General features: G+C 69.9%; 19 protein-coding genes and 1 pseudogene. 12 read left to right on the forward strand and 8 right to left on the reverse strand.

What is annotated here, in order from left to right; translation table 11 throughout:
* Nucleotides 1–2 precede the first annotated feature (2 nt).
* Nucleotides 3–983 carry an alpha-ketoacid dehydrogenase subunit beta gene (locus tag LRD69_RS16395; protein ID WP_277327312.1) on the forward strand — a complete coding sequence of 327 codons (981 nt, stop codon included), beginning with the start codon at nucleotides 3–5 and terminating at the stop codon, nucleotides 981–983.
* Between the two features lie 11 nt (nucleotides 984–994).
* Nucleotides 995–2,413, forward strand: a complete 1,419-nt coding sequence (locus tag LRD69_RS16400; protein ID WP_277327313.1) for a dihydrolipoamide acetyltransferase family protein — start codon at nucleotides 995–997, stop codon at nucleotides 2,411–2,413.
* 77 nt (nucleotides 2,414–2,490) lie between these two features.
* On the opposite strand, the gene LRD69_RS16405 is transcribed toward LRD69_RS16400, so the two are convergent.
* Nucleotides 2,491–3,420 (reverse strand): D-alanyl-D-alanine carboxypeptidase, encoded by a 930-nt coding sequence (locus LRD69_RS16405; protein WP_277327314.1) that lies wholly within the window; start codon nucleotides 3,418–3,420, stop codon nucleotides 2,491–2,493.
* Nucleotides 3,421–3,650: 230 nt separating this feature from the next.
* Between LRD69_RS16405 and LRD69_RS16410 the strand changes: the two genes are divergently transcribed.
* Nucleotides 3,651–4,325: a GntR family transcriptional regulator gene (locus LRD69_RS16410; protein WP_277329757.1), complete on the forward strand. Its 675-nt coding sequence runs from the start codon at nucleotides 3,651–3,653 to the stop codon at nucleotides 4,323–4,325.
* Complete coding sequence (locus LRD69_RS16415) at nucleotides 4,322–5,632, forward strand: MFS transporter (protein ID WP_277327315.1); 1,311 nt, start codon at nucleotides 4,322–4,324, stop codon at nucleotides 5,630–5,632. The genes LRD69_RS16410 and LRD69_RS16415 overlap by 4 nt, the downstream gene beginning before the upstream one ends.
* Before the next feature lie 101 nt (nucleotides 5,633–5,733).
* Here LRD69_RS16415 and LRD69_RS16420 read toward each other — a convergent pair whose 3' ends face one another.
* On the reverse strand, nucleotides 5,734–6,558 hold the full coding sequence (locus LRD69_RS16420; RefSeq protein WP_277327316.1) for a maleylpyruvate isomerase family mycothiol-dependent enzyme: 825 nt from the start codon (nucleotides 6,556–6,558) through the stop codon (nucleotides 5,734–5,736).
* 182 nt (nucleotides 6,559–6,740) lie between these two features.
* Here LRD69_RS16420 and LRD69_RS16425 point away from each other — a divergent pair, with 182 nt between their 5' ends.
* Entirely contained in the window at nucleotides 6,741–7,541 is an 801-nt protein-coding gene (locus tag LRD69_RS16425) for a carbon-nitrogen family hydrolase (protein WP_277327317.1), read from the forward strand.
* Nucleotides 7,542–7,634: 93 nt separating this feature from the next.
* Here LRD69_RS16425 and LRD69_RS16430 read toward each other — a convergent pair whose 3' ends face one another.
* Nucleotides 7,635–8,129 (reverse strand): LURP-one-related family protein, encoded by a 495-nt coding sequence (locus LRD69_RS16430; protein WP_277327318.1) that lies wholly within the window; start codon nucleotides 8,127–8,129, stop codon nucleotides 7,635–7,637.
* An 83-nt stretch (nucleotides 8,130–8,212) separates the two neighbouring features.
* On the opposite strand from LRD69_RS16430, the gene LRD69_RS16435 reads away from it, so the two are divergent.
* Nucleotides 8,213–10,030, forward strand: coding sequence for a thioredoxin-like domain-containing protein (locus LRD69_RS16435; protein ID WP_277327319.1), 1,818 nt, complete (start codon nucleotides 8,213–8,215; stop codon nucleotides 10,028–10,030).
* A 300-nt stretch (nucleotides 10,031–10,330) separates the two neighbouring features.
* Here LRD69_RS16435 and LRD69_RS16440 read toward each other — a convergent pair whose 3' ends face one another.
* From LRD69_RS16440 to LRD69_RS16450, 3 genes are all read right to left on the reverse strand, one after another.
* Entirely contained in the window at nucleotides 10,331–10,552 is a 222-nt protein-coding gene (locus LRD69_RS16440) for a DUF6458 family protein (protein WP_277327320.1), read from the reverse strand.
* Between the two features lie 205 nt (nucleotides 10,553–10,757).
* On the reverse strand, nucleotides 10,758–12,056 hold the full coding sequence (locus LRD69_RS16445) for a M18 family aminopeptidase (RefSeq protein ID WP_277327321.1): 1,299 nt from the start codon (nucleotides 12,054–12,056) through the stop codon (nucleotides 10,758–10,760).
* A 256-nt stretch (nucleotides 12,057–12,312) separates the two neighbouring features.
* Nucleotides 12,313–14,139, reverse strand: a complete 1,827-nt coding sequence (locus LRD69_RS16450; protein WP_277327322.1) for an acyl-CoA dehydrogenase — start codon at nucleotides 14,137–14,139, stop codon at nucleotides 12,313–12,315.
* A gap of 172 nt (nucleotides 14,140–14,311) precedes the next feature.
* Here LRD69_RS16450 and LRD69_RS16455 point away from each other — a divergent pair, with 172 nt between their 5' ends.
* The 3 genes and pseudogenes from LRD69_RS16455 to LRD69_RS16465 all read left to right on the forward strand — a co-directional run bounded on the left by LRD69_RS16455 (nucleotide 14,312) and on the right by LRD69_RS16465 (nucleotide 17,065).
* On the forward strand, nucleotides 14,312–14,752 hold the full coding sequence (locus LRD69_RS16455; protein WP_030930244.1) for an SseB family protein: 441 nt from the start codon (nucleotides 14,312–14,314) through the stop codon (nucleotides 14,750–14,752).
* A gap of 153 nt (nucleotides 14,753–14,905) precedes the next feature.
* Nucleotides 14,906–15,869: pseudogene (locus LRD69_RS16460) on the forward strand (pirin family protein).
* A gap of 86 nt (nucleotides 15,870–15,955) precedes the next feature.
* Nucleotides 15,956–17,065 (forward strand): AI-2E family transporter, encoded by a 1,110-nt coding sequence (locus LRD69_RS16465; RefSeq protein WP_277327323.1) that lies wholly within the window; start codon nucleotides 15,956–15,958, stop codon nucleotides 17,063–17,065.
* Nucleotides 17,066–17,110: 45 nt separating this feature from the next.
* Here LRD69_RS16465 and LRD69_RS16470 read toward each other — a convergent pair whose 3' ends face one another.
* The gene (locus tag LRD69_RS16470; protein WP_277327324.1) at nucleotides 17,111–19,189 is read right to left on the reverse strand and encodes a SpoIIE family protein phosphatase; all 2,079 of its coding nucleotides are present in this window, start codon (nucleotides 19,187–19,189) and stop codon (nucleotides 17,111–17,113) included.
* A gap of 172 nt (nucleotides 19,190–19,361) precedes the next feature.
* Between LRD69_RS16470 and aspS the strand changes: the two genes are divergently transcribed.
* From aspS to LRD69_RS16485, 3 genes are all read left to right on the forward strand, one after another.
* Complete coding sequence (gene aspS / locus LRD69_RS16475) at nucleotides 19,362–21,179, forward strand: aspartate--tRNA ligase (protein WP_277327325.1); 1,818 nt, start codon at nucleotides 19,362–19,364, stop codon at nucleotides 21,177–21,179.
* Nucleotides 21,180–21,321: 142 nt separating this feature from the next.
* Nucleotides 21,322–22,266, forward strand: coding sequence for an intradiol ring-cleavage dioxygenase (locus LRD69_RS16480; protein ID WP_277327326.1), 945 nt, complete (start codon nucleotides 21,322–21,324; stop codon nucleotides 22,264–22,266).
* 306 nt (nucleotides 22,267–22,572) lie between these two features.
* Nucleotides 22,573–23,352 (forward strand): L,D-transpeptidase family protein, encoded by a 780-nt coding sequence (locus LRD69_RS16485; protein WP_277329758.1) that lies wholly within the window; start codon nucleotides 22,573–22,575, stop codon nucleotides 23,350–23,352.
* 96 nt (nucleotides 23,353–23,448) lie between these two features.
* On the opposite strand, the gene metG is transcribed toward LRD69_RS16485, so the two are convergent.
* On the reverse strand, nucleotides 23,449–25,053 hold the full coding sequence (gene metG, locus LRD69_RS16490; RefSeq protein WP_277327327.1) for a methionine--tRNA ligase: 1,605 nt from the start codon (nucleotides 25,051–25,053) through the stop codon (nucleotides 23,449–23,451).
* Between the last annotated feature and the right edge of the window lie 116 nt (nucleotides 25,054–25,169).

A 25,169-nucleotide genomic window follows, 5' to 3' on the forward strand; every position in this document is an offset into this window, starting at 1 on the left:
TCATGGCCACGCAGAAGATGTCCCTCGCGAAGGCGCTCAACGAGTCGCTGCGCAAGGCCCTCGACACCGACCCCAAGGTCCTCATCATGGGTGAGGACGTCGGCAAGCTGGGCGGGGTCTTCCGGATCACCGACGGGCTCCAGAAGGACTTCGGCGAGGACCGGGTCATCGACACCCCGCTCGCCGAGTCCGGCATCGTCGGCACCGCGATCGGTCTGGCCCTGCGCGGCTACCGGCCGATCGTGGAGATCCAGTTCGACGGCTTCGTCTTCCCGGCGTACGACCAGATCGTCACGCAGCTCGCCAAGATGCACGCCCGCGCGCTCGGCAAGATCAAGCTGCCGGTCGTCGTCCGGATCCCGTACGGCGGCGGCATCGGCGCCGTCGAGCACCACAGCGAATCGCCCGAGGCCCTGTTCGCGCATGTCGCGGGGTTGAAGGTGGTCTCGCCGTCCAACGCGTCGGACGCCTACTGGATGATGCAGCAAGCCGTCCAGAGCAACGACCCGATCATCTTCTTCGAGCCGAAGCGGCGCTACTGGGACAAGGGCGAGGTCGAGACCGACCTCATCCCCGGCCCGCTGCACAAGGCCGCGACGGTACGGGAGGGCTCCGACCTCACCCTCGTCGCGTACGGCCCGATGGTGAAGGTCTGCCTGGAGGCGGCCGCGGCCGCCCAGGAGGAGGGCAAGTCGATCGAGGTCCTGGACCTGCGGTCGATGTCCCCGATCGACTTCGACACCGTCCAGGCGTCGGTCGAGAAGACCGGCCGGCTGGTCGTGGTCCACGAGGCGCCGGTGTTCTACGGCTCCGGGGCCGAGATCGCCGCCCGCATCACGGAGCGGTGCTTCTACCATCTCGAAGCACCGGTGCTCCGGGTCGGCGGCTATCACGCCCCGTATCCGCCGGCGCGGCTCGAGGACGAGTACCTGCCGGGCCTGGACCGCGTGCTCGACGCCGTCGACCGCTCGCTGGCGTACTGAGGAGAGGGGTCGTGACGACGATGACCGAAACGTCTGCTCGCTTCCGTGAGTTCAAGATGCCCGACGTGGGCGAGGGACTGACCGAGGCCGAGATCCTCAAGTGGTACGTCCAGCCCGGCGACACCGTCTCCGACGGCCAGGTCGTGTGCGAGGTCGAGACCGCGAAGGCGGCCGTGGAACTGCCGATCCCGTTCGACGGAGTGGTGCACGAGCTGCGCTTCCCCGAGGGCACGACCGTCGACGTCGGCCAGGTGATCATCGCGGTGGACGTGGCACCGGGCAGCACCGAGGCGCCGGCTCCGGAGGCCGCTCCCGTCGCCGAACCGGAGGCCGAGCCCGAAGAGCCGAAGGGCCGCCAGCCGGTGCTGGTGGGTTACGGCGTGGCCGAGTCCTCCACCAAGCGGCGTGCCCGCAAGGGTGACGGGACGGCCGCCCCGGTGGCCGCGGCCGCCGGGATACAGGGCGAGCTCAACGGCCGCGGACACGCTGCCGCCCCCGCCGTCGCTCCGGCTGCCGTGCCCGTTCCTGCGAGCCGCCCGCTCGCCAAGCCGCCGGTGCGCAAGCTGGCGAAGGACCTCGGTATCGATCTGGCGACGGTCGTCCCGACCGGTCCGGACGGGATCATCACCCGCGAGGACGTGCACGCGGCGGCCGTGCCCGTACCGGCGCAGGCACAGGTACCCGTGCCCGCTCCCGCGGCACCTGTCGCGGCGGTCTCCGAACCGGGTGTTCGGGAGACCCGTATCCCGGTCAAGGGCGTGCGGAAGGCCATCGCGCAGGCGATGGTCGGCAGCGCGTTCACGGCTCCGCATGTCACCGAGTTCGTGACGGTCGACGTCACGCGCACGATGAAGCTCGTGGCGGAGCTCAAGGACGACAAGGACATGGCGGGGGTCCGGGTCAACCCGCTCCTGATCATCGCCAAGGCACTCCTGGTCGCGATCAAGCGGAACCCGGAGGTCAACGCCGCCTGGGACGAGGCCAACCAGGAGATCGTGCAGAAGCACTACGTGAACCTGGGCATCGCGGCCGCCACCCCGCGCGGTCTGATCGTGCCGAACATCAAGGACGCGCACGACAAGACCCTGCCCCAGCTCGCCGCGGCACTGGGCGAACTGGTCACCACGGCACGCGAGGGCAGGACGTCCCCCGCGGCTATGGCGGGCGGCACGGTGACGATCACCAACGTCGGCGTCTTCGGCGTCGACACGGGCACGCCGATCCTGAACCCGGGCGAGTCCGCGATCCTCGCGGTCGGCGCGATCAAGCTGCAGCCGTGGGTCCACAAGGGCAAGGTGAAGCCTCGTCAGGTCACCACGCTGGCACTGTCGTTCGACCACCGTCTGGTCGACGGCGAGCTCGGCTCGAAGGTGCTCGCCGATGTCGCGGCGATCCTGGAACAGCCCAAGCGGCTGATCACCTGGGCGTAACACCCCGCGTACGCCGAAGGGGCCGGTGGCACTGCCAGTGCCACCGGCCCCTTCTGCCTACCCGCCTGGGCGTGGTGCTACAGGCCCCTTCGGATGCTCCGGGGAACGTCCTTCTTGAAGCCGTAGTCCATGAGCTTCTTCGCGTCCGCCGTCCGGGTCGTCTCGGACGTGGAGGCGAGGACGGTGCCGATGACCGTCCTGCCGTTCCGGGTCGCGGCGAAGACCAGGCAGTACTTGGCCGTCGGGCCGGATCCGGTCTTCACGCCGATCGCACCGCTGTAGGTGCCGAGCAGCTTGTTGGTGTTGGTCCACGACATGTAGCGGTAACCGCCGCTCTTCGTGGTGACCTTCTGCCTGGTCGACCTCGTCTTCACGACCGTGCGGAACGTCGCGTTCTTCATCGCGCTGCTGGCGATCTTCGTCAGGTCGCGCGGCGTCGAGTAGTTCGAGCCATTCCCTATGCCGTCGAACGAGTCGAAGTGCGTGTTCTTCAGGCCGAGGGACGTGGCGGAGGCGTTCATCTTGCCGATGAACGACTTCACGCGGGCCGCGCGGGTGGAGCCGGTGCCGAACTTGTCGGCGAGGGCGTACGCGGCATCGCAGCCGGACGGCAGCATCAGACCGTACAGAAGCTGGCGGACGGTGACCTTGTCGCCGACGATCAGGTGGGCCGACGAGGCGCCCTTGGAGACGATGTAGTCGCTGTACGCCTGCTGGATCGTGACCTTGGAATCCAGGTTGAGGTTCTTCTGCGCCAGGACCACCTTGGCCGTCATGATCTTGGTGGTGGAACCGGTGGAGCGACGGGTGTCCGCGGCCTTGGTGAACAGGGTCGTCGCGGTGCCGTCGTCCATCACGAAGCCGCCCTTGGCGACGATCGTGGGTGTGGGCGGCGTAGCGGCCTGCGCCGCGGTGGCGAACACGCTGCCCGTGAGGACGGCGCCCGCGGTCAGAGCCACGGTGGCGGCGGCGGATGCGCGACGTGTTCCCTTGATTCCGATTTTCAATTCGAACGCTCCAAATGCCCCTGGAATGCGGCTACATAAGGGTGCCGCTCGGTGGTGAGACTCATGAGGCAGGGCGATGGATGTACCGAAACATGGGGTGATTTCGGGAACGTTGCCGGGGCGGCGCCGGGGGCGGTGCCCGTCCGGATGGCGGATCGGCGCGGCGCATGTGTCCATGTTGTATCTATGCTGTGTGCATGCCTGCCGCACCCCCCGTCGTGAAGCGCTCGATGGAGCGCCCCGTGAAGTCCGCTGCGAAGCCGGCCGGCAAGCAGCCGCCCGCCGCCGAGCGCGTCTACACCCACATCAAGGAGGCGGTGCTCGACCGCCGTTACGAGGGCGGGACGCTGCTGACCGAAGGGGATCTCGCAGAGGCCGTCGGCGTCTCCCGCACGCCGGTGCGCGAGGCGCTGCTGCGGCTGGAGGTCGAGGGGCTGATCAAGCTCTATCCGAAGAAGGGGGCCCTGGTGCTCGCCGTCTCCGCGCAGGAGATCTCGGACGTGGTGGAGACCCGGCTGCTCGTCGAGGAGTTCGCCGCCCGCAAGGCCGTGCCCGCCTCCGCGAAGCTGATCGCCCGGCTGGAGGAGCTGCTCGAGGAGCAGCGGCGGCAGGTGGAGGCCGGGGATCTCGCCGCCGTGTCGGTCGCGGACCGCTGCTTCCACGCCGAGATCGTGCGCCACGCGGGCAACAACATCCTGTCGCGCCTCTACGACCAGCTGCGCGACCGGCAGCTGCGGATGGGGGTCGCCGTGATGGAGGCGCACCCGGGCAGGATCGCCGCCAACATCGCCGAGCACGGTGAGCTGCTGGAAGCGATCAGAGCCGGTGACGCCGACGGCGCCGCGCAGGTCGTGCGGCGCCATGTCAGCCGGGTCAAGGTGCTGGTCCGGGGTGAGGACCGGTGAGCTCTGCCGGTGCCCCCACCCTGTCCCTGCCCGGTGACCCGCCCGGCGGCCGGCGTGCCGCCCGGGTCTGGGGCATCGGTGTCGCCGTCTACTTCGTGGCGATCATCTTCCGTACGAGCCTCGGAGTCGCCGGCCTGGACGCCGCCGACCGGTTCGGCATCAACGCCTCCGCCCTGTCGACGTTCTCCATCCTTCAGCTGCTCGTCTACGCGGGCATGCAGATACCGGTCGGCCTGCTGGTCGACCGGTTCGGCACCAAGAAGGTCCTCACCACCGGGGCCGTCCTGTTCACCATCGGGCAGCTCGGCTTCGCGCTCTCCCCGTCCTACGGCGCTGCGCTGGCCTCCCGGGCGCTGCTCGGCTGCGGCGACGCCATGACGTTCATCAGTGTGCTCAGGCTCGGCGCCCGCTGGTTCCCGGCCCGGCGCGGACCGCTGATCGGCCAGGTCGCCGCGCTCTTCGGCATGGCGGGCAACCTCGTCTCGACGCTCTTCATCGCCCGCGCCCTGCACGGCTTCGGCTGGACCGCCACGTTCGCGGGCAGCGCGATGGCCGGCGTCGTGGTGCTGGTGCTGCTGCTCCTCTTCCTGAAGGACCACCCGGAGGGGCATGAGCCGCCGCCCGTCGAGCACACCGGCGCCGCGTACGTACGCAGGCAGATTGCGGCCTCGTGGCGGGAGCCGGGCACCCGGCTCGGGATGTGGGTGCACTTCACCACGCAGTTCCCGGCCATGGTGTTCCTGCTGCTGTGGGGGATGCCGTTCCTGGTGGAGGCGGAGGGGCTGAGCCGGTCCACCGCCGGGGAGCTGCTCACCCTGGTGGTGCTCTCCAACATGGCCGTCGGCCTCGTCTATGGGCAGATCATCGCCCGCCACCATGCCGCGCGCGCCCCGCTGGCCCTCGGCACGGTCGTGGTGACCGCCGCCCTGTGGGCATCGGCCATCCTGTACCCGGGCGACCATGCGCCGATGTGGCTGCTGATCACCCTCTGCACGGTGCTCGGCGCCTGCGGTCCCGCCTCGATGATCGGCTTCGACTTCGCGCGCCCGGCCAATCCGCCGGAGCGGCAGGGCACCGCCTCGGGGATCGTCAACATGGGCGGCTTCACGGCCTCGATGACCACCCTGTTCGCCGTCGGAGTGCTGCTCGACGCCACGGGCGACGACTACCGCATCGCGTTCGCCTCCGTCTTCGTGCTGGAGGCGCTCGGGGTCGTGCAGATTCTGCGGCTGCACGCCCGCGCCACGCGCCGGGAGCGGAGCCACCATGTGATCAGCCGTGTGGAGGCCGTGCACGTACCCGCGTGACCGCTGCGGCGGCCGGCTCGGCGGCGCGCCCGTCTCCTCGTCCCACGAAACGACGGGCGCCGCCGGCCCTTCCGGCTGTTACGGCGTGACGGTGCCGGACGTCACGGCGTCACGGCGAAGTTCTGCAGGATCGCCGCGGCCAGCTCCTGGTCGCCCTCGGTCTTGATGCGGTCCGCGACCGCCGACAGCCGCACCCGCCCGCAGGCCAGCCGGACGTACGTCTCCCAGTCCATCGACAGCGTCACCGCGGGACCCAACGACGGCGCTCCGTCCACGGAGCCATGGCCGTCCGCGTCGACCCTGACCGTGCGCATGAACTCCACCGGCCCGTGCACATCGAGCACGACTGCCGACTGAGGCGGTGCGCCGGCGTCCTTGGCGACCACCTTCGGCAGCGCGGCGAGCAGGACGTCCCGGGTGATGGTGGCTCCGGGGGAGTCCAGATTGCCGGGCTGTCCCAGCGACGCCCGCAGGTCCTGCTCGTGCACCCAGACGTCGAAGGCCCGCATCCGCAGCGCCAGTTCCAGGGTCTGCTCGGCGCCGAGCGGCGCCCTGGTCATGGTCTCCGGATCACGCGCCTCGTTCCGCAGCTGACGGGAGCGGCGGATGATCGTGTACTCCAGCTCGGAGGTCATCTCGGGTGCGGTGTGGTGGCGCCGCACATCGACCTGCATCTCCATGTAGCGGGTGAACTCGTTCTGTACGTGGTAGAGATCGCGCGGCAGCGTGTGGATCGGCCGCGGATCGCCGAGCTGCTCGCACTCCATGCCGATGACGTGCGAGACGATGTCACGCACCGACCAACCGGGGCACGGTGTACGACGGTTCCACTCCCCCTCGGGGAGCGGCTTCACCAGCTCGGCTATCGACTCGACGGAGTGGGTCCAGGCATCGGCGTAGGTCTGGAGGATGGGATGGACGGTCACGGGACCCCTCGTGCGGTTCTGCGGTGCATGGGCTGGACTGCGGGCGCGGTCGGCGGGCGGCGGCTGCGGGCTGCGTGGGAGGTTCGGTCGCTAAGTTACGCTGCGAGCAGGCACCCCGGCAGTGCTTTCGTGTGACGATCGTAGGCCCGCGTTGACGGCTCGAATGCCAGGACGGTGGTAGTGTGCACGCCTCCCTCATCCAGATCGCAGTAGACCCGGACGAATCGGTCAATTCCCGTAGGGATCGCGTGGCTTCGCTGGTCGCGCAGCAGCGGGGTGCCGATCTGGTGGTTCTTCCCGAACTCTGGCCGGTCGGCGCGTTCGCGTACACCGCCTTCGCCGACGAGGCCGAACCCCTTCTGGGGCCCACGCACGACCTGATGGCGAAGGCCGCGGCCGATGCCGGGGTCTGGCTGCACGCGGGATCCTTCGTGGAACGTGCCGATGACGGCACGCTCTACAACACGTCCCTGGTCTTCACGCCCGAGGGCGAGCGGGCCGCCGCGTACCGCAAGATCCACCGCTTCGGTTTCGACAAGGGCGAGGCGGTGATGATGGGCGCCGGCGAGGACCTCGTGACAGTCGCCCTGCCGCTGACCACGCTCGGCCTCGCCACCTGCTACGACCTGCGCTTCCCCGAGCTGTTCCGTGGCCTCGTCGACGCGGGCGCGCAGACGCTCGTCGTACCGGCGGGCTGGCCGGAGCGCCGCCGCGCCCATTGGACCCTGCTGGCCCGGGCGCGGGCCGTCGAGAACCAGGCGTACGTCCTGGCCGTCGGCACCGGGGGCACCCACGCCGGGGTCGAGCAGGCCGGGCACAGCATCGCCGTCGACCCGTGGGGCGAGGTGCTCGCCGAGGCGGGCGCGGGCGAGGAGGTGCTCACCGTGGAGTTCGACCCGGCGAAGGTCGCCGCCACGCGGGAGCAGTTCCCGGCGCTCAAGGACCGGCGCCTGGGCCTCGCCCCGCCGTCGGCGGTCCGCTGACGCAGCCGCTGCCCCGGCGGGCGACGCACCGGCATCGAGCGTGGCGCACCGCCACCGGCCTGGGCTGTTTCACGTGAAACAGCCCACATGCCCTCACTCCTCGTCGTGCTCCTTGTCCGCCAGCACGATCACGCACACGGCGACGGCGATCAGCAGCGCCATGTCGGCGTCCTCCCGTACGACATCGATGCCGTACGTGTCCCGGACGGTCAGCCATCGTCGCGAGATCTGGGCCAGCAGTTCGCCGTCGTAGTCGATGGCGAACTCGCGGTCCAGGATCTTGCCGCTGACATCGAGCCCGGTGCCGTCCACCAGCGTCACCCGGTAGTGGTTGCGCAGCAGGGACAGCCGCTTGCGTTTGATCCTGGCGAGCTGCTCGCCGTCGCGCTCGATGAGCATCGTGTCGCGCAGGCTCAGCAGTTTCTGTCTGATCTCGATCAGAATCCGGCCCTGCGCGTCCTTCAGCTCGAAGGTGTCGCGCACCCGCAGGGCCTTGCCGTCGACGAGGAAGACCTTGCGCCCGTCCGCGTCCTCGATCCAGTAGTCGTCGCCGACGGCGAAGAGTCGCTCACGCACCAGGAATCTCATGGCTCACAGGTTCCCCCCGGGACTCCCCGGAATGCGTGCGACCCTCCGGAATGCGGACGGCCACGGTGATGTTGACTGTTCACATGGCTACACGTGCGCGCGTCAGGGCCCCCGAGCTGATCGGCAAGGGCGGCTGGCTCAATACAGGCGACCACCAGTACACCCTCGCTGACCTGCGGGGACGCATCGTCATCCTGGATTTCTGGACATTCTGCTGTGTGAACTGTCTGCATGTCCTCGATGAGCTGCGCGAGCTGGAGGAGAAGCACCGCGACACCGTGGTGATCATCGGCGTGCACTCGCCGAAGTTCGTCCACGAGGCCGAGCACCAGGCCGTCGTCGACGCCGTCGAGCGGTACGAGGTCCACCACCCCGTCCTCGACGACCCCGAACTCGCCACCTGGAAGCAGTACGCCGTACGGGCCTGGCCCACGCTCGTCGTCATCGACCCCGAGGGTTACATCGTCGCCCAGCACGCCGGCGAGGGACACGCGCACGCCATCGAGAAGCTCGTCGAGGAACTGGAGGCGGAGCACGCCGAGAAGGGCACGCTGCGCCGTGGCGACGGCCCGTACGTGGCGCCCGAGCCCGTCGCCACGCATCTGCGTTTCCCCGGCAAGGCCCTGCTGCTGCCGGACGGCGGCTTCCTGGTCTCCGACACCACGCGGCACCGTCTCGTCGAGCTCGAGCAGGACGGCGAGACGGTCCGCCGTCACTTCGGTACGGGGGACCGGGGACTCACGGACGGCGGACCCGACGACGTCCGCTTCAGCGAGCCGCAGGGGCTGGCCGTGCTGCCCGACGGCCGGATCGCGGTCGCCGACACCGTCAATCACGCCATCCGCGCCCTCGACCTCACGACCGGGGTGACGACGACGCTCGCCGGTACCGGTCGCCAGTGGTGGCAGGGCTCTCCGACCACCGGCCCGGCCCGCGAGGTCGACCTCTCGTCCCCGTGGGACGTCGCCTGGTTCGCGGACCGGCTGTGGATCGCCATGGCGGGCGTGCACCAGCTGTGGTCGTACGACCCGGAAGCCGGGACCGTGCAGGTCGCCGCGGGCACCACCAACGAGGGTCTGGTGGACGGTCCGGCCGACGAGGCCTGGTTCGCCCAGCCGTCCGGGCTCGCGGCCGCGGCCGACGGCGAACGGCTCTGGGTCGCCGACTCGGAGACGTCCGCGCTGCGCTACGTCGACCGGGACGGGACCGTGCACACGGCCGTCGGCACCGGCCTCTTCGACTTCGGCCACCGTGACGGCGCCGCCGACCAGGCGCTCTTCCAGCACCCGCTGGGCGTCACCGCGCTGCCCGACGGGTCCGTCGCCGTCAGCGACACGTACAACCACGCCCTGCGCCGTTACGACCCGGCCACCGGTGAGGTCACCACCCTGGCCACCGATCTGCGCGAGCCGAGCGACGCCGTGCTGGTCGGTGACGACCTCGTCGTCGTCGAGTCGGCCCGCCACCGGCTGACCCGGCTGCGCCTGCCCGAGGAGGCCGTACGCGTCGCCGACCAGGCGCACCGCACCCAGCGCGCGGCCACCGAGATCGCCCCCGGCACGCTCCGCCTGGACGTGGTCTTCCAGGCGCCCGCCGGTCAGAAGCTCGACACCCGGTACGGTCCCTCGACCCGGCTGCTGATCTCGTCGACCCCGCCCGAGCTGCTCGCGGAGGGCGCCGGTCCCGGCACCGATCTCTTCCGCGACCTCGTCCTGGCCGACGGCGTCTGCGAAGGCGTTCTGCATGTGTCCGCGATGGCGGCGTCGTGCGACGACGACCCGGCGAACGAGTACCCGGCGTGCCACGTCCACCAGCAGGACTGGGGCGTCCCCGTCCGCGTGACCGCGGAGGGAACGCCCCGGCTGCCGCTGGTGCTCGCCGGAATGGACGAGCAGGCCTGACGGGCTCGGAGAACGTCGGCGCCGTTACGGAGCCCGTTCGTCCGGCAGCCCGTCGCCCACTACGCCGCGCCCGGCGGCGACACCCTCGCCGCCGGGCGCCTTCACGGCAGCCATGCCGCCGCCTCCCGTGAGCGTGACCGGGCGGCGGCGAGCCGTGCCGGCGCAGCTGCGATTGCCCGGCAGGGTTTCGGCCGTTGCGGGTGCGGGGCCGGACCAGGCGTCGCGGTCCGGGATCACTGCCCGCGGCCACGCCGAACTGCTGTGAGCTGCGCCGCAGCAGCGAAGAGGCCGGAAACCGGTTCAGAGACCGCGGCGCTCGTCCTCGGACACGACCGTGGCGCTGGGCGGTACGACCACCCGGCGGCGCCGCGCGATGCTCGCGTAGACGAAGACCCCGATGATGCCGACGATCATCATGATCCAGCCGACCAGGTCGACATTGACGGTGTCCATCTTCCAGTCGGTGGCGAAGGCGAGTACCGCCCCGACGGCGATGAGGATGATGCATCCTCCGAGTCCCATGGTCACGCCTCCTTGGCGGCCCGGAGGCTCCGGACCGTTGTACGGATCGCGTACCCGGCCCGGCAGCAAGCATGTGTGCGGGGCGGATGGGGAGGGGACGGCCCGGACGGAACGGGCGGTTCCTCATACAAGGGGCGGGCCCGCCCGTCGGTAGGGCTGCCCGGCAGGGGCCGCTCGAGGAGCGGCCCCGCCGGGGTCCGGCCGCTCAGCCCGCCAGGAACGCCGTCAGCGCGTTCGCGAGCAGATACGGGTCGTCCGCGCCGCACAGCTCACGCGCACTGTGCATCGACAGGATCGCGACGCCGATGTCCACGGTCTGGATGCCGTGCCGGGCCGCGGTGATCGGGCCGATCGTCGTGCCGCACGGCATCGAGTTGTTGGAGACAAACGTCTGCCACGGCACGCCCGCCTTCTCGCACGCCGCCGCGAACACGGCCCGGCCGCTGCCGTCGGTGGCGTACCGCATGTTGACGTTCACCTTGAGGATCGGCCCGCCGTTCGCCACCGGGTGGTGTGTCGGGTCGTGGCGCTCGCCGTAGTTGGGGTGGATCGCGTGACCGGTGTCGGAGGAGAGACAGACGGTCCCCGCGAAGGCCCGGGCGCGGTCCTCGTACGTACCGCCGCGGGCGAAGACCGACCGCTCCAGCACCGTGCCGAGCAGCGGTCCGTCCGCGCCGGTGTCCGACTGGGAGCCGTTCTCCTCGTGGTCGAACGCGGCCAGTACCGGGATGTACGGAATCTCTTCGTCCGGCTGTCCGGCGACGGCGGCGAGCGCGGCCGTCGCCGCGTGCACGGAGAGCAGGTTGTCCATCCGCGGGCCGGCCAGCAGCTCGCGATCGCGGCCCAGGTAGGCCGGCGGCTCCACGGCGTGCGGCATCAGGTCCCAGCCGGTCACGTCCGCCGCGTCGACCCCCGCCTCCTCGGCGACGAACCGGATCAGGCCGCCTTCCTCGACGTCCCCGAGGCCCCAGATCGGCTGCATGTGCTTCTGCCGGTCGAGCTTGAGCCCGTCGGTGTTGGCCGACCGGTCCAGATGCACGGCCAGCTGCGGCACACGCAGCAGCGGCCGGTCGATGTCGACGAGCCGGTGCGTGCCGTCCCGCAGGCTGATCCGGCCCGCGAGACCGAGGTCCCGGTCCAGCCAGGTGTTGAGCAGCGTCCCGCCGTACACCTCGACGGCGACCTGCCGCCAGCCGTACGACCCCGTGTCGGGCAGCGGCTTCACCCGCAGGTTCGGCGAGTCGGTGTGCGCGCCGACGATCCGGAACGGGGTGTGCGCACCGGCGCCCTCCGGCACGTACCAGGCGACGATCGCCCCGCCGCGCAGCACGTACTTCCCGCCGGTGGACGCGTCCCAGGCCGCGGTCTCCTCGACCTGCCGGAAGCCGGCCTTCTCCAGCCGCGCCGCGGCGGTGGCCACGGCGTGGTACGGAGTGGGGCTGGCCATCAGGAAGGCCATCAGGTCGTCGGTGTGACCGCGGTCGAAGCGGAGGGGAGAACTCATGTTCTTCACTGTAACGACGATGCGCCGGGAAGAATCCGCGTATCACCAGCCCGCCCTGCGGGCCGGGGGCCGCAGCGTGTCGATCGCAGCCGGGCCGACGCCGATGTCGTGCGGAGCGCCCGGGCCGGTGGTGGCGGGCTCCGGTGGATGTCCCCCGGACGGGATTCCCGGCCGTGCACCCGGCTGATACGGCAGCGCCGCCGCCCGAAGGAATTCGGGCGGCGGCGCTTCATCGACCGATGCTGCGCGCCGAAGGCTAGAACGCGGCCTCGTCCAGCTCCATCAGCGAACCGTCGACCGCCTCGGCGAGCGCGCGCTCGGTGGAGACGCCCGGCAGGACGTTCGCGGCGAAGAACTTCGCGGCGGCGATCTTGCCCTGGTAGAAGGCGACGTCCTTCGCGGCGGCGGTCGGCAGCTTCTCGGCCGCCACGGCCGCGCCCTTCAGCAGCAGGTAGCCGACGACGACGTCGCCGGAGGCCAGCAGCAGGCGGGTGGTGTTCAGGCCGACCTTGTAGATGTTCTTGACGTCCTCGCCGGTCGCGGTGAGGTCGGTGATCATCGTGCCGACGATCGCCTCCAGGTCCACGGCCGCCTTGGCGAGCGAGTCCAGCGCACCGGACAGCTCCTCGTTTCCGTGGGCGCCGGCGAGGAACTTCTTGATCTCCTCGGACAGTGCGTTCAGCGAGGCACCCTGGTCGCGGACGATCTTCCGGAAGAAGAAGTCCTGGCCCTGGATCGCCGTGGTGCCCTCGTAGAGGGTGTCGATCTTGGCGTCACGGATGTACTGCTCGATCGGGTACTCCTGGAGGTACCCGGAGCCGCCGAACGTCTGGAGCGACTGCGCCAGCTGCTCGTACGACTTCTCGGAGCCGTAGCCCTTCACGATCGGGAGCAGCAGGTCGTTGAGGCCGTGCAGCGCCTTGGCGTCCTCGCCCGCGGCCTCCTTCTCCTGGATCGCGTCCTGGACGGAGGCGGTGTACAGCACGAGGGAGCGCATGCCCTCCGCGTACGCCTTCTGCGTCATCAGGGAGCGGCGCACGTCGGGGTGGTGCGTGATGGTGACCTTGGGCGCGGTCTTGTCCATGAAGTTCGCCAGGTCGGTGCCCTGGACGCGCTCCTTGGCGTACTCCAGCGCGCTCAGGTAACCCGTCGAGAGGGTGGCGATGGCCTTCGTGCCGACCATCATGCGGGCGAACTCGATGATGCGGAACATCTGGCGGATGCCGTCGTGCTTGTCACCGATCAGCCAGCCCTTGGCGGGGTGCTGGTCGCCGAAGGTCATCTCGCACGTGTTGGACGCCTTGAGGCCCATCTTGTGCTCGACGTTCGTCGCGTACACGCCGTTGCGCTCGCCCAGCTCACCGGTGGTCCAGTCGAAGTGGAACTTCGGGACCATGAAGAGCGACAGACCCTTCGTGCCCGGGCCTGCGCCCTCGGGGCGGGCCAGCACGTAGTGAATGATGTTCTCGGACATGTCGTGCTCGCCCGAGGTGATGAAGCGCTTCACACCCTCGATGTGCCAGGAGCCGTCTTCCTGCTCGACGGCCTTCGTGCGGCCCGCGCCGACGTCCGAACCGGCGTCCGGCTCGGTCAGCACCATCGTCGAGCCCCACTGCTTCTCGACGGCGATCTCGGCGATCTTCTTCTGCGCCTCGTTGCCCTCGTCGAAGAGGATGCCGGCGAACGCCGGGCCCGAGGAGTACATCCAGACGGCCGGGTTCGAGCCGAGCACCAGCTCCGCGTAGGACCAGATCAGGGAGCGCGGGGAGGTCGTGCCGCCGATCTCCTCGGGCAGGCCCAGACGCCAGTACTCGGAGTCCATGAACGCCTGGTACGACTTCTTGAACGTCTCCGGGACCGGCGCGGTGTTGGTCTCCGGGTCGAAGGCCGGCGGGGTGCGGTCGGCGTCGGCGAAGGAGTCGGCCAGCTCGTTCTCCGCGAGGCGGGTGACCTCCTCGAGGATGCTCTTCGCCGTCTCGACGTCCATCTCGGCGAACGTGCCGGTGCCGTACAGCTTGTCGCGCCCGAGGACCTCGAAGAGGTTGAACTCGATGTCGCGGAGATTCGACTTGTAGTGCCCCATGGGAAGGCTCCGTAATCAATAGCAGTGGCGCGCAGCGCCCCGGTGAGGGGTGAGGTCCGGGCGGGCGACGAGCTGGCGGTCCGTATATGAGCTGACGTCTCCGATGATGCTACCCGTCAGTAATAAGACGCAACCCCTCGAGGCGGCGATGTGTCCGATTACTCTTTGAGGCATGTACGGCTACGACCAGAATCAGGGCGCGCAGCAGCAGATGGGTGGCGGCTACGGCGAGCAGCCGCTGTACCCCGAGCCCTCGCCGCCCTCCCTCGGTGACGCGGTACGGGCCTTCACCACCGGATCCCTGTCCGCCGAGGACTTCCAGCAGATCTTCGCGACCTCGAAGGTCTACTGCCCGCGCGGCGACAACCCCGGCTTCCTCGCCCTGCACAACACCCAGCAGCCGGTGATCCCCATGTTCACCACGCTCAAGGAGCTGCGGCTGTACGCGGGCAAGGAGTCCAAGTACTTCGTGATCACCGGCGCCGAGGTGATCGACCTGCTGCCGACCGGCTACGGGTTCGTCCTCGACATGGAGGGCGAGCACCGGATGGTCTTCGACGCCAAGGCCGTCGAGCAGATGGTCGACTTCGCGATGCGTCGCATGTATGGCTGATTCCTGACCTTCGAGAAGGGGTCCGTACCCGAGCGGTACGGACCCCTTCTCGCTGTCCGGGGGGTGCTGCGGCGGCGCGGGAATGAGGCACCCCTTGCAAGATGTTCACTGTTCAACTAAATTGGAACCAGGACAATCCCGGAGGTGGCTCTCATGCCCGCAGTGACCGTCGAAAACCCGCTGACCCTGCCCAAGGTCGCCGCCTCGGGCGACGCCACGGCCCGCCCCGTGCTCGCCGTCACCACGGCGCCGAGCGGATTCGAAGGTGAAGGCTTCCCGGTTCGCCGTGCGTTCGCCGGGATCAACTACAAGTACCTCGACCCGTTCATCATGATGGACCAGATGGGCGAGGTGGAGTACGCGCCGGGCGAGCCCAAGGGCACCCCCTGGCACCCCCACCGCGGCTTCGAGACCGTCACGTACATCATCGACGGCACCTTCATCCACCAGGACAGCAACGGCGGCGGCGGCACCATCCGCGATGGTGACACCCAGTGGATGACGGCCGGATCCGGCCTCCTGCACATCGAGGCCCCGCCGGAGTCCCTCGTCATGTCGGGCGGCCTCTTCCACGGCCTCCAGCTCTGGGTGAACCTGCCCAAGGCCGACAAGATGATGGCCCCCCCGCTACCAGGACATCCGCGGCGGCCAGGTCCAGCTCCTCGCCTCCCCGGACGGCGGCGCGCTGCTCCGCGTCATCGCCGGTGAGCTCGACGGTCACGAGGGCCCGGGCGTCACCCACACCCCGATCACGATGGTCCACGCCACCGTGCGCCCCGGCGCCGAGGTGACCCTGCCGTGGCGCGAGGACTTCAACGGACTCGCGTACGTGCTGGCCGGCCGCGGCACGGTCGGTGAGGAGCGCCGCCCCGTCCACATGGGGCAGACCGCGGTCTTCGGTGCCGGGTCCTCGCTGACCGTCCGTGCGGACGAGAAGCAGGACGGCAACACGCCCGACCTGGAGGTCGTGCTGCTCGGCGGCCGTCCGATCCGGGAGCCGATGGCGCACTACGGCCCGTTCGTCATGAACAGCCAGGCCGAACTCAAGAAGGCGTTCGAGGACTTCCAGGCCGGCCGCCTCGGCACCGTGCCCGCGGTCCACGGCATGGGTGAGTGACCCTGCCGCCGGTCCTCACTGACGGTCCGTCACCCATGCGGACCGTCGGGCGGGACACGGCTCCCGCGCCGTGATCGGGTGGGAGGGTGCAGACCCGGAAGCCCCTCCTGCCCGACGCCGCGCGGCGAACAGCCGCCTGGTGCGTCGTGCTTCTGCTGGTCATGGGCGTTGCCGCGGTCGCCATCTGGCTGTGCGTCACCCTCAAGACCGCGGTCACACCCGTCCTGCTCGCCCTGCTCGGTACGGCGCTGCTCGGCCCCGTCCACCGCTGGCTCGTCGCCCGCGGGGTCAACCGGTCGCTGGCCGCCGGGCTCACCTGTGTGCTGCTCGTCGCGGTGGTCGGCGGCGCCGGGTACATCGTCGTCACCGCGCTCATCGACACCGGCGGCCAGATCGTCCGGTCACTGAAGGACGTCGGTCAGTGGGTCGTCGACCACTTCGGGTTCGCGCGCGACATCAATGTGGACAACCTCGCCGCCAATGCGCAGAAGCTCGTCGAGAAGTTCGGGGCGGGTGCCGCGGGCGGGCTGCTCACCGGGATCAGCCTGGTCGGCTCGCTGATCGCGACGAGCGTCCTCGCCCTGCTGCTGACCTTCTTCTTCCTGCGTGACGCCGACCGGGCCGCGGCCCTCGCCCACAGCCTCGCCCCGCGCGACACCGGTGAGCTGGTCGAGGCGATGGGGCGGCGGGCCTTCGAGGCCGTCGAGGGCTTCATGCGCGGCACCACGTTCATTGCGCTGATCGATGCGACCTGCATCGCGGTGGGTCTGCTGATCCTGCGGGTGCCGGGCGCGGTGGGGCTGGGCGCGCTGGTCTTCGTCGGCGCGTACATCCCGTACCTCGGCGCGTTCCTCTCGGGTGCGGTCGCCGTCCTGGTCGCGCTCGCGGACCGGGGGGTCGTGATCGCGATCTGGGTGCTCGGTGTGGTGCTCGCGGTCCAGGTGCTGGAGGGGCACGTGCTGCAGCCGGTGATCCAGAGCCGAACGGTCCAGATGCACCCGGCCATGATCATGATCGCGCTGACGGCGGGTGCGAGCGTGGCGGGCCTGCTGGGCCTGCTGCTGGCGGTACCGGTGTGCGCTGCGGCCTTCGGTGTCGTCGGCGAGCTCCGCAAGGGGTACGCCTCCGCCCCGGGTGCTGCGCCGCCCCCGGGCGCACCGCCTCCGCCCGGCGCATCGGGCCCGCCCGGCGGCTGACGGCAAAGCGGCCACCCGGGCGCTCCCCGGTGACCGCCCCGCCTCCTACGACTCGTACAGCTCGAACCAGATGGACTTCCCGGCCCCCCGCGGCTCCACACCCCACGCATCGGCCAGCAGCTGCATCAGCACCAGCCCCCGCCCGCTGGAAGCCATCTCGCCGGGCCGCCGCTTGTGCGGCAGTTCGTCACTGCCGTCCGTCACCTCCACCCGGAGGCATCGCCCGCCCCGGTCCGTGCCGACCTCGACGACCATCAGCGCGTCGCCGTCCGTGTGCAGGAGGACGTTCGTGGTGATCTCGGAGATCAGCAGCACGGCCGTGTCGACCTGCTCCGGGTCCGACCAGTCGTGCAGCAGCTCGCGCAGCTGCTGCCGGGCGGCCGCGATCCGTTCGGGCTCGGCCTGCGCGACGGTCATCGCGGTACGGCGCGTTGCGGCCCGCTTCGTCGGGCCGTCCTCGCGGCGCAGCACGAGCACCGCGATGTCGTCCTCACGGCGGTCGGCCAGCGGCCCGGTCGTGTAGTGCGAGGTCGGCCCGTGCACGGCCTGCACCAGCGCGTCGGCGAGTTTCTCCAGGTCCCCGGTGTGCTGTTCCAGAACCGGCCGGAGCCGGTCCCAGCCGGTGGTCAGGTCGTGGCCGCCGGTCTCGATCAGGCCGTCCGTGCACAGCATGATCGTGTCGCCGGGCTGCAGGACCACCCGGGTCGTCGGATAGTCGGTGTCCGTCTCTATGCCGAGCGGCAGTCCGCCGCCGGTCTGCCGGATGACCGCCGTCCCGTCGCTGCTGATCACGACCGGGTCGGGGTGGCCGGCCCGCGCGATATCGAGCGTCCCGGTCTCCGGGTCGGCCTCCGCGTACAGACATGTCGCGAACCGCGGACCGGTCTGCTTCCCGTCGTCGTACGCGTCGGTGAGCCCGGAGAGGAACCGGGAGGCGCGCGAGAGCACCGCGTCCGGGCTGTGCCCCTCGGAGGCGTACGCGCGCAGGGCGATCCGCAGCTGGCCCATCAGCCCGGCCGCCCGCACGTCATGGCCCTGGACGTCGCCGATGACGAGGGCGATACGGCCGTTCGGGAGCGGGATCATGTCGTACCAGTCGCCACCGACCTGGAGCCCGCCACCGGTCGGTACGTAGCGTGCGGCGACCGTCATCCCGGGGATGTCGGGGTCCAGGGTCGGCATCATCGACCGCTGGAGTCCCTGCGACAGCTCCCGCTCGGTCTCCGCCTCCCCGGCCCGTGCCAGGGCCTGTGCGAGCATCCGGGCCACCGTCGTCAGCACGGAACGCTCGTCCGGCGAGAACGACACCGGGTGCCGGAACCCCGCCATCCAGGCGCCCATGGTGCGGCCCGAAACGATCAGTGGGAGGAAGGCCCAGGAGCGGCGTCCGAAGCGGCTGGCGAGCGGCCAGGTGACCGGGAAGCGGCGTCGGTACTCCTCGGGCGACGGGAGATAGATCGCCCGCCCGGTCCGTACGACCTCGGCGGCCGGGTAGTCGGTCTCCAGCGGCATGTCGTTGAACGGGTCCTCGTCGCCCATGGTCTGGCCGTGGTGGCCGGTGATCGTCAGCCGGTCGCCCGCGACGCCGAAGACGGCGAGTCCGTCCGGTGAGAAGCCGGGCATGGAGAGCGAGGCGGCGACCCGCAGCACCTCCTCCGTGGAACGGGCCTCGGCGAGCGCCCGCCCCGCGTCCAGCAGGAACGCCTCCCGGGACCGGCGCCAGTCCCCGGTGATGGGTGTGTGCGCCCCGGCGGTGCCCGGCTGCGGTTCGGGGACCTCCTGGATGGTGCCGACCAGTACGTACGTCGAGCCGTCGGCCGACTCGACACGCAGAGGCTTGGAACGGCTGCGTACGGTACGGAGCACCCGGCCGTCCCCGTCGACGATGCGCAGCCGGGCCTCCGCCAGGGTGTTTTCGGCGATGGCGAGATTCACCACCCCGTAGATCTCGTTCCAGTCGATCGGGTGGAAACGCGCGCGCACCGCGGCCTCGCGGAAGACACCGTCCCTGGCGGGCAGGTCGACCAGCCGGGCGGCTTCTGCGTCGAGCGTGACCGTCCCGGCTGTGTTGTCCCAGCGCCACAGGCCGGTCGCGGTCGCGGCCAGGACGTCCTCGGTGCGCATTGCCCCACTTTAGGAATATGTGCTCCGTGGACGCCACCGAGGACCGCCGCCGTCGGGTGGTCCGGACCCGCCGGATGATCTTGAAATGTTTATGTCAATGAAGTCGTGCGGGCGCGGGCGGTAGCCTGGGGAGGCTGAATCCACCCCAACCGCGAAGACTGGATGAACGACGATGCATCGGTACAGGTCCCACACCTGCGGCGAGCTCCGCGCCTCTGACGTCGGCACCGACGTCCGGCTGAGCGGCTGGCTGCACAATCGTCGAGACCTGGGCGGCATCCTCTTCATCGATCTGCGCGACCACTACGGTCTCGTGCAGCTCGTCGCCCGCCCCGGCACCCCCGGCAACGACGCCCTGTCGAAGCTCACCAAGGAGACCGTCGTCCGGATCGACGGCAAGGTCTCCGCACGTGGCGCCGACAACGTGAACCCGGATCTCCCGACCGGCGAGATCGAGATCGAGGTCACCGAGGTCGAGGTACTGGGCGAGGCCGCCCCGCTGCCCTTCACGATCAACACCGACGACGGGGTCAACGAGGAGCGGCGTCTGGAGTACCGCTTCCTCGACCTGCGCCGTGAGCGCATGCACCGCAACATCATGCTGCGCTCCGCCGTCATCGCCTCGATCCGCGCGAAGATGGTGGCCCTCGGCTTCAACGAGATGGCGACCCCGATCCTCACCGCGACGTCCCCCGAGGGTGCCCGTGACTTCGTCGTCCCGTCCCGGCTGAACCCCGGCAAGTTCTACGCGCTGCCGCAGGCCCCGCAGCAGTTCAAGCAGCTGCTGATGATCTCGGGCTTCGACCGCTACTTCCAGATCGCGCCGTGCTTCCGCGACGAGGACGCCCGCGCCGACCGCTCGCCGGGCGAGTTCTACCAGCTCGACGTCGAGATGTCGTTCGTCGAGCAGGAGGACGTCTTCCAGCCGATCGAGAAGCTGATGACCGAGCTCTTCGAGGAGTTCGGCAACGGCCGGCACGTCACGTCGCCGTTCCCGCGGATCCCGTTCCGCGAGTCGATGCTGAAGTACGGCAACGACAAGCCCGACCTGCGCGCCAAGCTGGAGCTCGTCGACATCTCCGACGTCTTCGCCGGCTCGGAGTTCAAGGCGTTCGCCGGCAAGCACGTCCGCGCCCTTCCGGTGCCGGACACCGCGGGCCAGTCCCGCAAGTTCTTCGACGGCCTCGGTGAGTACGCCGTCGAGCAGGGTGCCAAGGGCCTGGCCTGGGTCCGCGTCGGCGAGGACGGCACGCTGGCCGGACCGATCGCCAAGTTCCTCACCGAGACGGACATCAAGACCCTCACCGAGCGTCTCTCGCTCGTCCCGGGTCACGCCGTCTTCTTCGGTGCCGGCGAGTTCGACGAGGTCTCCAAGATCATGTCGGCCGTCCGGGTCGAGGCCGCCAAGCGCGCCGGCCACTTCGAGGAGGGCGTCTTCCGGTTCTGCTGGATCGTCGACTTCCCGATGTACGAGAAGGACGAGGAGACCGGCAAGATCGACTTCTCGCACAACCCGTTCTCCATGCCCCAGGGTGGCCTGGAGGACCTGGAGACGAAGGACCCGCTGGACATCCTCGCCTGGCAGTACGACATCGTCTGCAACGGCATCGAGCTGTCCTCCGGCGCCATCCGCAACCACGAGCCCGAGCTGATGCTCAAGGCGTTCGAGATCGCCGGTTACGACCGCGAGACCGTCGAGCACGAGTTCGCGGGCATGCTCCGCGCGTTCCGTCTCGGCGCCCCGCCGCACGGTGGCATCGCCCCGGGCGTCGACCGCATCGTGATGCTGCTCGCCGACGAGCCCAACATCCGCGAGACGATCGCCTTCCCGCTCAACGGCAACGCGCAGGACCTGATGATGGGCGCTCCGACCGTGCTGGACGAGGCGCGGCTGCGCGAGCTGAACATCCAGCTCCGCAAGCCCGCCGCGCCGGTGAAGGAGAAGGCCGAGGCCAAGGACTCGGTGGCGAGGGACACCGGCGCGAAGTAAGCGTCACCGGTTCCGCTTCGGTTGCACGTGAAACAGCCCCCGGCCTTCGGCCGGGGGCTGTTCCGCGTCGTGGCCGCTCTCCACAGCAAGGCACAGCCGGCACACACGCCCCTGCCAGCTCCCCTGCCTAGCCTCACCTCCCATGACAGAGACTCAAGGACCCGCACACAAGAAGGACATGACGCGTCGCCGGATGGTGTTCGCCGGTGGTGCGGCCATCGTGGCCGCCGGGATCGGGGCGGGTGCGGTGGCCGGTGCCTCGGCCGACGAGGTCACGAGCGGCGGCAGCGGAAAGAAGTCCGCCGCCGGACAGGGCGAGGAGTGTTACCGGCTGACCTCGGAGACCACTGAGGGGCCGTACTACATCGACGCCGACAAGATCCGGAAGGACATCACCGAGGACAGGGAGGGCATCCCGATGACCCTCCGCCTCAAGGTGATCGACTCGGACACCTGCAAATCCCTGAGCCATGCGGCCGTCGACATCTGGCACTGCGATGCGCTCGGCATCTACTCCGGTTACGAGTCGATGAGCGCCGGCGGCCCCGGCGGTGGCGGCACGCCGCCGAGCGGCGCCCCGACGGATGCCCCGACCGGTGCCCCCACCGGCGCCCCGACGGGCACGCCTCCGTCCGGCGGGCCCGGTGGCGGCGGCGGGGGCGGGCATGCGGAGCCCACCGACGACGAGCGCTATCTGCGCGGCACGCAGCTCACCGACAAGCACGGGTACGTGGAGTTCAGGACGATCTTCCCTGGCTGGTACCAGGGCCGTTGTGTGCACATTCACACCAAGGTGCACGTAGGCGGGAAGATGACCGACGCCGGGTACGAGGGCGGACGCACCTGCCACACCGGTCAGTTCTTCTTCGCGGAGTCCGCGGTGCTCGACTCGGCGAAGATCGCGCCGTACTCGACCAGTACCACCACCCGTACGACCCTCACCGAGGACACCATCTACGACCAGAGCGGTGTCACGGGCGGGCTGATGAAGCTCTCGTACCGCAAGAACCACATGGCGCGTGGCGTCGTCGGGTCGATCACGATGGGTGTCGACCCGGATGAGACGCACGACGGCACGGACCTCTGACGCTCCGTTCCCCCGCGGAGGGGATGGGCCCGGAATCGCCACGACAGGGTGCGCTTCCGGGCCCTTTCCCCTACATAAGCAGGCCGGATTCGCCCAGCAGGACACGCCGGGAAACGCGGACGGCACCGGATCTGATGCGCCCGGATGGCCCCTTTGTCTGATTAGCCGTCGGCCGACTCGGCAAAGACTGGCTCGGGGCTTCGGTACAGGGGCCTTCGCCCCGCCGCCCTCGACGCCGACTGCCAGGAGCTCCCCGTGCCCGTCCTCGAAACCGTGCCTGTTCCCGAACCGGTGCCCCGTCCCTCCATGCGCAGGCGTCTGTCGCACGTCGTCTGCGCCGCACTGCTCGTGCTGCTCACCGGATGCAGTGCGGTCGGCCTCGCCCCCCGCCCCACCGCCGTCGGAAGCCCCGGCTCCGCCGCACCGGCCGGCGGATCGGGTGCGGCGGGTCCCGGGGTCGCCGCGCGCGGGCCGGCCGCCCCCACCCAGCCCCGCGGGATCCGGTTGCTGGGACCGGAGATCAGGGCCGCGATCCCGCCCGAGTCCCGGCAGGCGCTGGTCGTCACCGGCGACTCCGAGGACTCCAGCCTGGCCACCGCCGTTCTCTACACCCGCGAGGACCCCGCGGCGGGCTGGCAGCCGGCCGCCGGTCCGTGGCCCGCCCACAACGCCCTGTACGGCTGGACCTACGAGCACTGGGTGGACGACCTCCGCACCCCCATCGGCGTCTACGGGCTGACGTCCGCGGGCGGCCTGCTCGAAGCTCCGGGCACCGCGTTCCCGTACGAGCAGAGCTCCGACTTCGCGGTGAGCGGTGAAGGGCTCCACGGAGAGCCCCTCGAGGGGTCGTTCGACTACGTCATCGCCATCGACTACAACCGCGTTCCCGGGGTCTCCCCGCTGGACCGGACCCGTCCGCTCGGTGACGAGCGAGGCGGCGGCATCTGGCTCCATGTCGACCACGGCGGACCGACCCAGGGCTGCATCTCGCTGCCCGAGGACCGGATGAGGGAGCTGCTGCGCATCCTCGAACCGGCCAAGGTCCCGGTGATCGTGATGGGCGACGCGGCGGCGCTGGCGCGCTGACCGGACGTCACCTGCAGGAGCCGCCCCTGCCCATGCGTACGAGAAGGGCCGGACCATGACCGGTCCGGCCCCTCATCTGCGTACCGAGCCGCAGCGTTACGCGGGCTTCTCCTCCAGGCGCGGGAACAGCACCGCACCCTTCGTCACCGTCGCGCCCGCGGGCAGCTGACCCCAGCGGCCCGCGTCCTGCACGCGCTGGTCGGGCAGCGCGCCCAGGGACTCCTCGGCGCCCAGCGACTCCCACAGCTTCTGTGAGGTCTCCGGCATGACGGCGTTCAGCAGGACCGCGACACCGCGGAGCGCCTCGGCGGCCGTGTACAGGATCGTCGCGAGGCGGGCCCGCCCCTCGGGCGACTCGTCCTTGGCGACCTTCCAGGGCTCCTGCTCCGTGATATAGCCGTTGACCTGCTTCACGAATTCGAAGATCGCCAGAATGCCGGCCTGGAAGTCGAGCTCCTCGCCGATCTTCCGGTCGGCCGTGGCGACGGCCTTCGCGAGACCCTCCTGGACCGCCTTCTCGGCGTCACCGACGGCCGTGGCCTCCGGGAGCGCCCCGCCGAAGTACTTGCCGACCATGGCGGCGACGCGCGAGGCGAGGTTGCCGTAGTCGTTGGCGAGCTCGGAGGTGTAGCGGGCGGTGAAGTCCTCCCAGGAGAACGAGCCGTCGCTGCCGAACGCGATCGCCCGCAGGAAGTACCAGCGGTACGCGTCCACGCCGAAGTGCGACGTCAGGTCCTGCGGCTTGATGCCGGTCAGGTTCGACTTCGACATCTTCTCGCCGCCGACCATCAGCCAGCCGTTGGCCGCGACCCTGCCGGGCAGCGGCAGACCCTGCGCCATCAGCATCGCGGGCCAGATGACCGCGTGGAAGCGGAGGATGTCCTTGCCGACCAGGTGCACGTCGGCCGGGAACGTTCCGTCGAACTTCTCCTGGTTGGCGCCGTAGCCGACCGCCGTCGCGTAGTTGAGCAGCGCGTCGACCCACACGTAGATGACGTGCTTCTCGTCCCACGGCACGGGGACGCCCCAGTCGAACGTCGAGCGCGAGATCGACAGGTCCTGCAGACCCTGCCGGACGAAGTTCACGACCTCGTTGCGGGCCGACTCGGGCTGGATGAAGCCGGGGTTGTTCGCGTAGAACTCCAGCAGCTTCGGGCCGTACTCGCTCAGCTTGAAGAAGTAGTTCTCCTCCTTGAGGATCTCCACCGGCTTCTTGTGGATCGGGCACAGCTTCGTGCCGTCCTCCGCCTCGATGAGGTCGCCGGGGAGCTTGTACTCCTCGCAGCCCACGCAGTACGGGCCTTCGTACCCGCCCTTGTAGATCTCGCCCTTGTCGTACAGGTCCTGCACGAACTCCTGCACACGGTCCGTGTGCCGCTTCTCCGTCGTACGGATGAAGTCGTCGTTCGCGATGTTCAGGTGCTCCCAGAGGGGCTTCCATGCCTCCTCGACGAGCTTGTCGCACCACTCCTGCGGGGTGACGTTGTTCGCCTCGGCAGTGCGCATGATCTTCTGACCGTGCTCGTCCGTGCCGGTGAGGTACCACACCTTCTCGCCACGCTGGCGGTGCCAGCGGGTGAGCACGTCGCCTGCGACGGTCGTGTAGGCGTGGCCCAGGTGAGGAGCGTCGTTGACGTAGTAAATGGGGGTCGAGACGTAGTACGCCGTCGCCCCCTGCTTCTCGGATCCAGTGGCCGCCATGGTCGAAATCCTAACGGCCCGCGGAAGATCCACTCACACCGATGACCGGTGCCGGTACGGTCACGGCGGCGCCGGGCCCGGAGGCGGGCGCGCCGTGACCGTACGTCTGCAGGCCG

Origin of the sequence: Streptomyces sp. JH14, assembly GCF_029428675.1 — a bacterium.
Classification (GTDB): domain Bacteria; phylum Actinomycetota; class Actinomycetes; order Streptomycetales; family Streptomycetaceae; genus Streptomyces.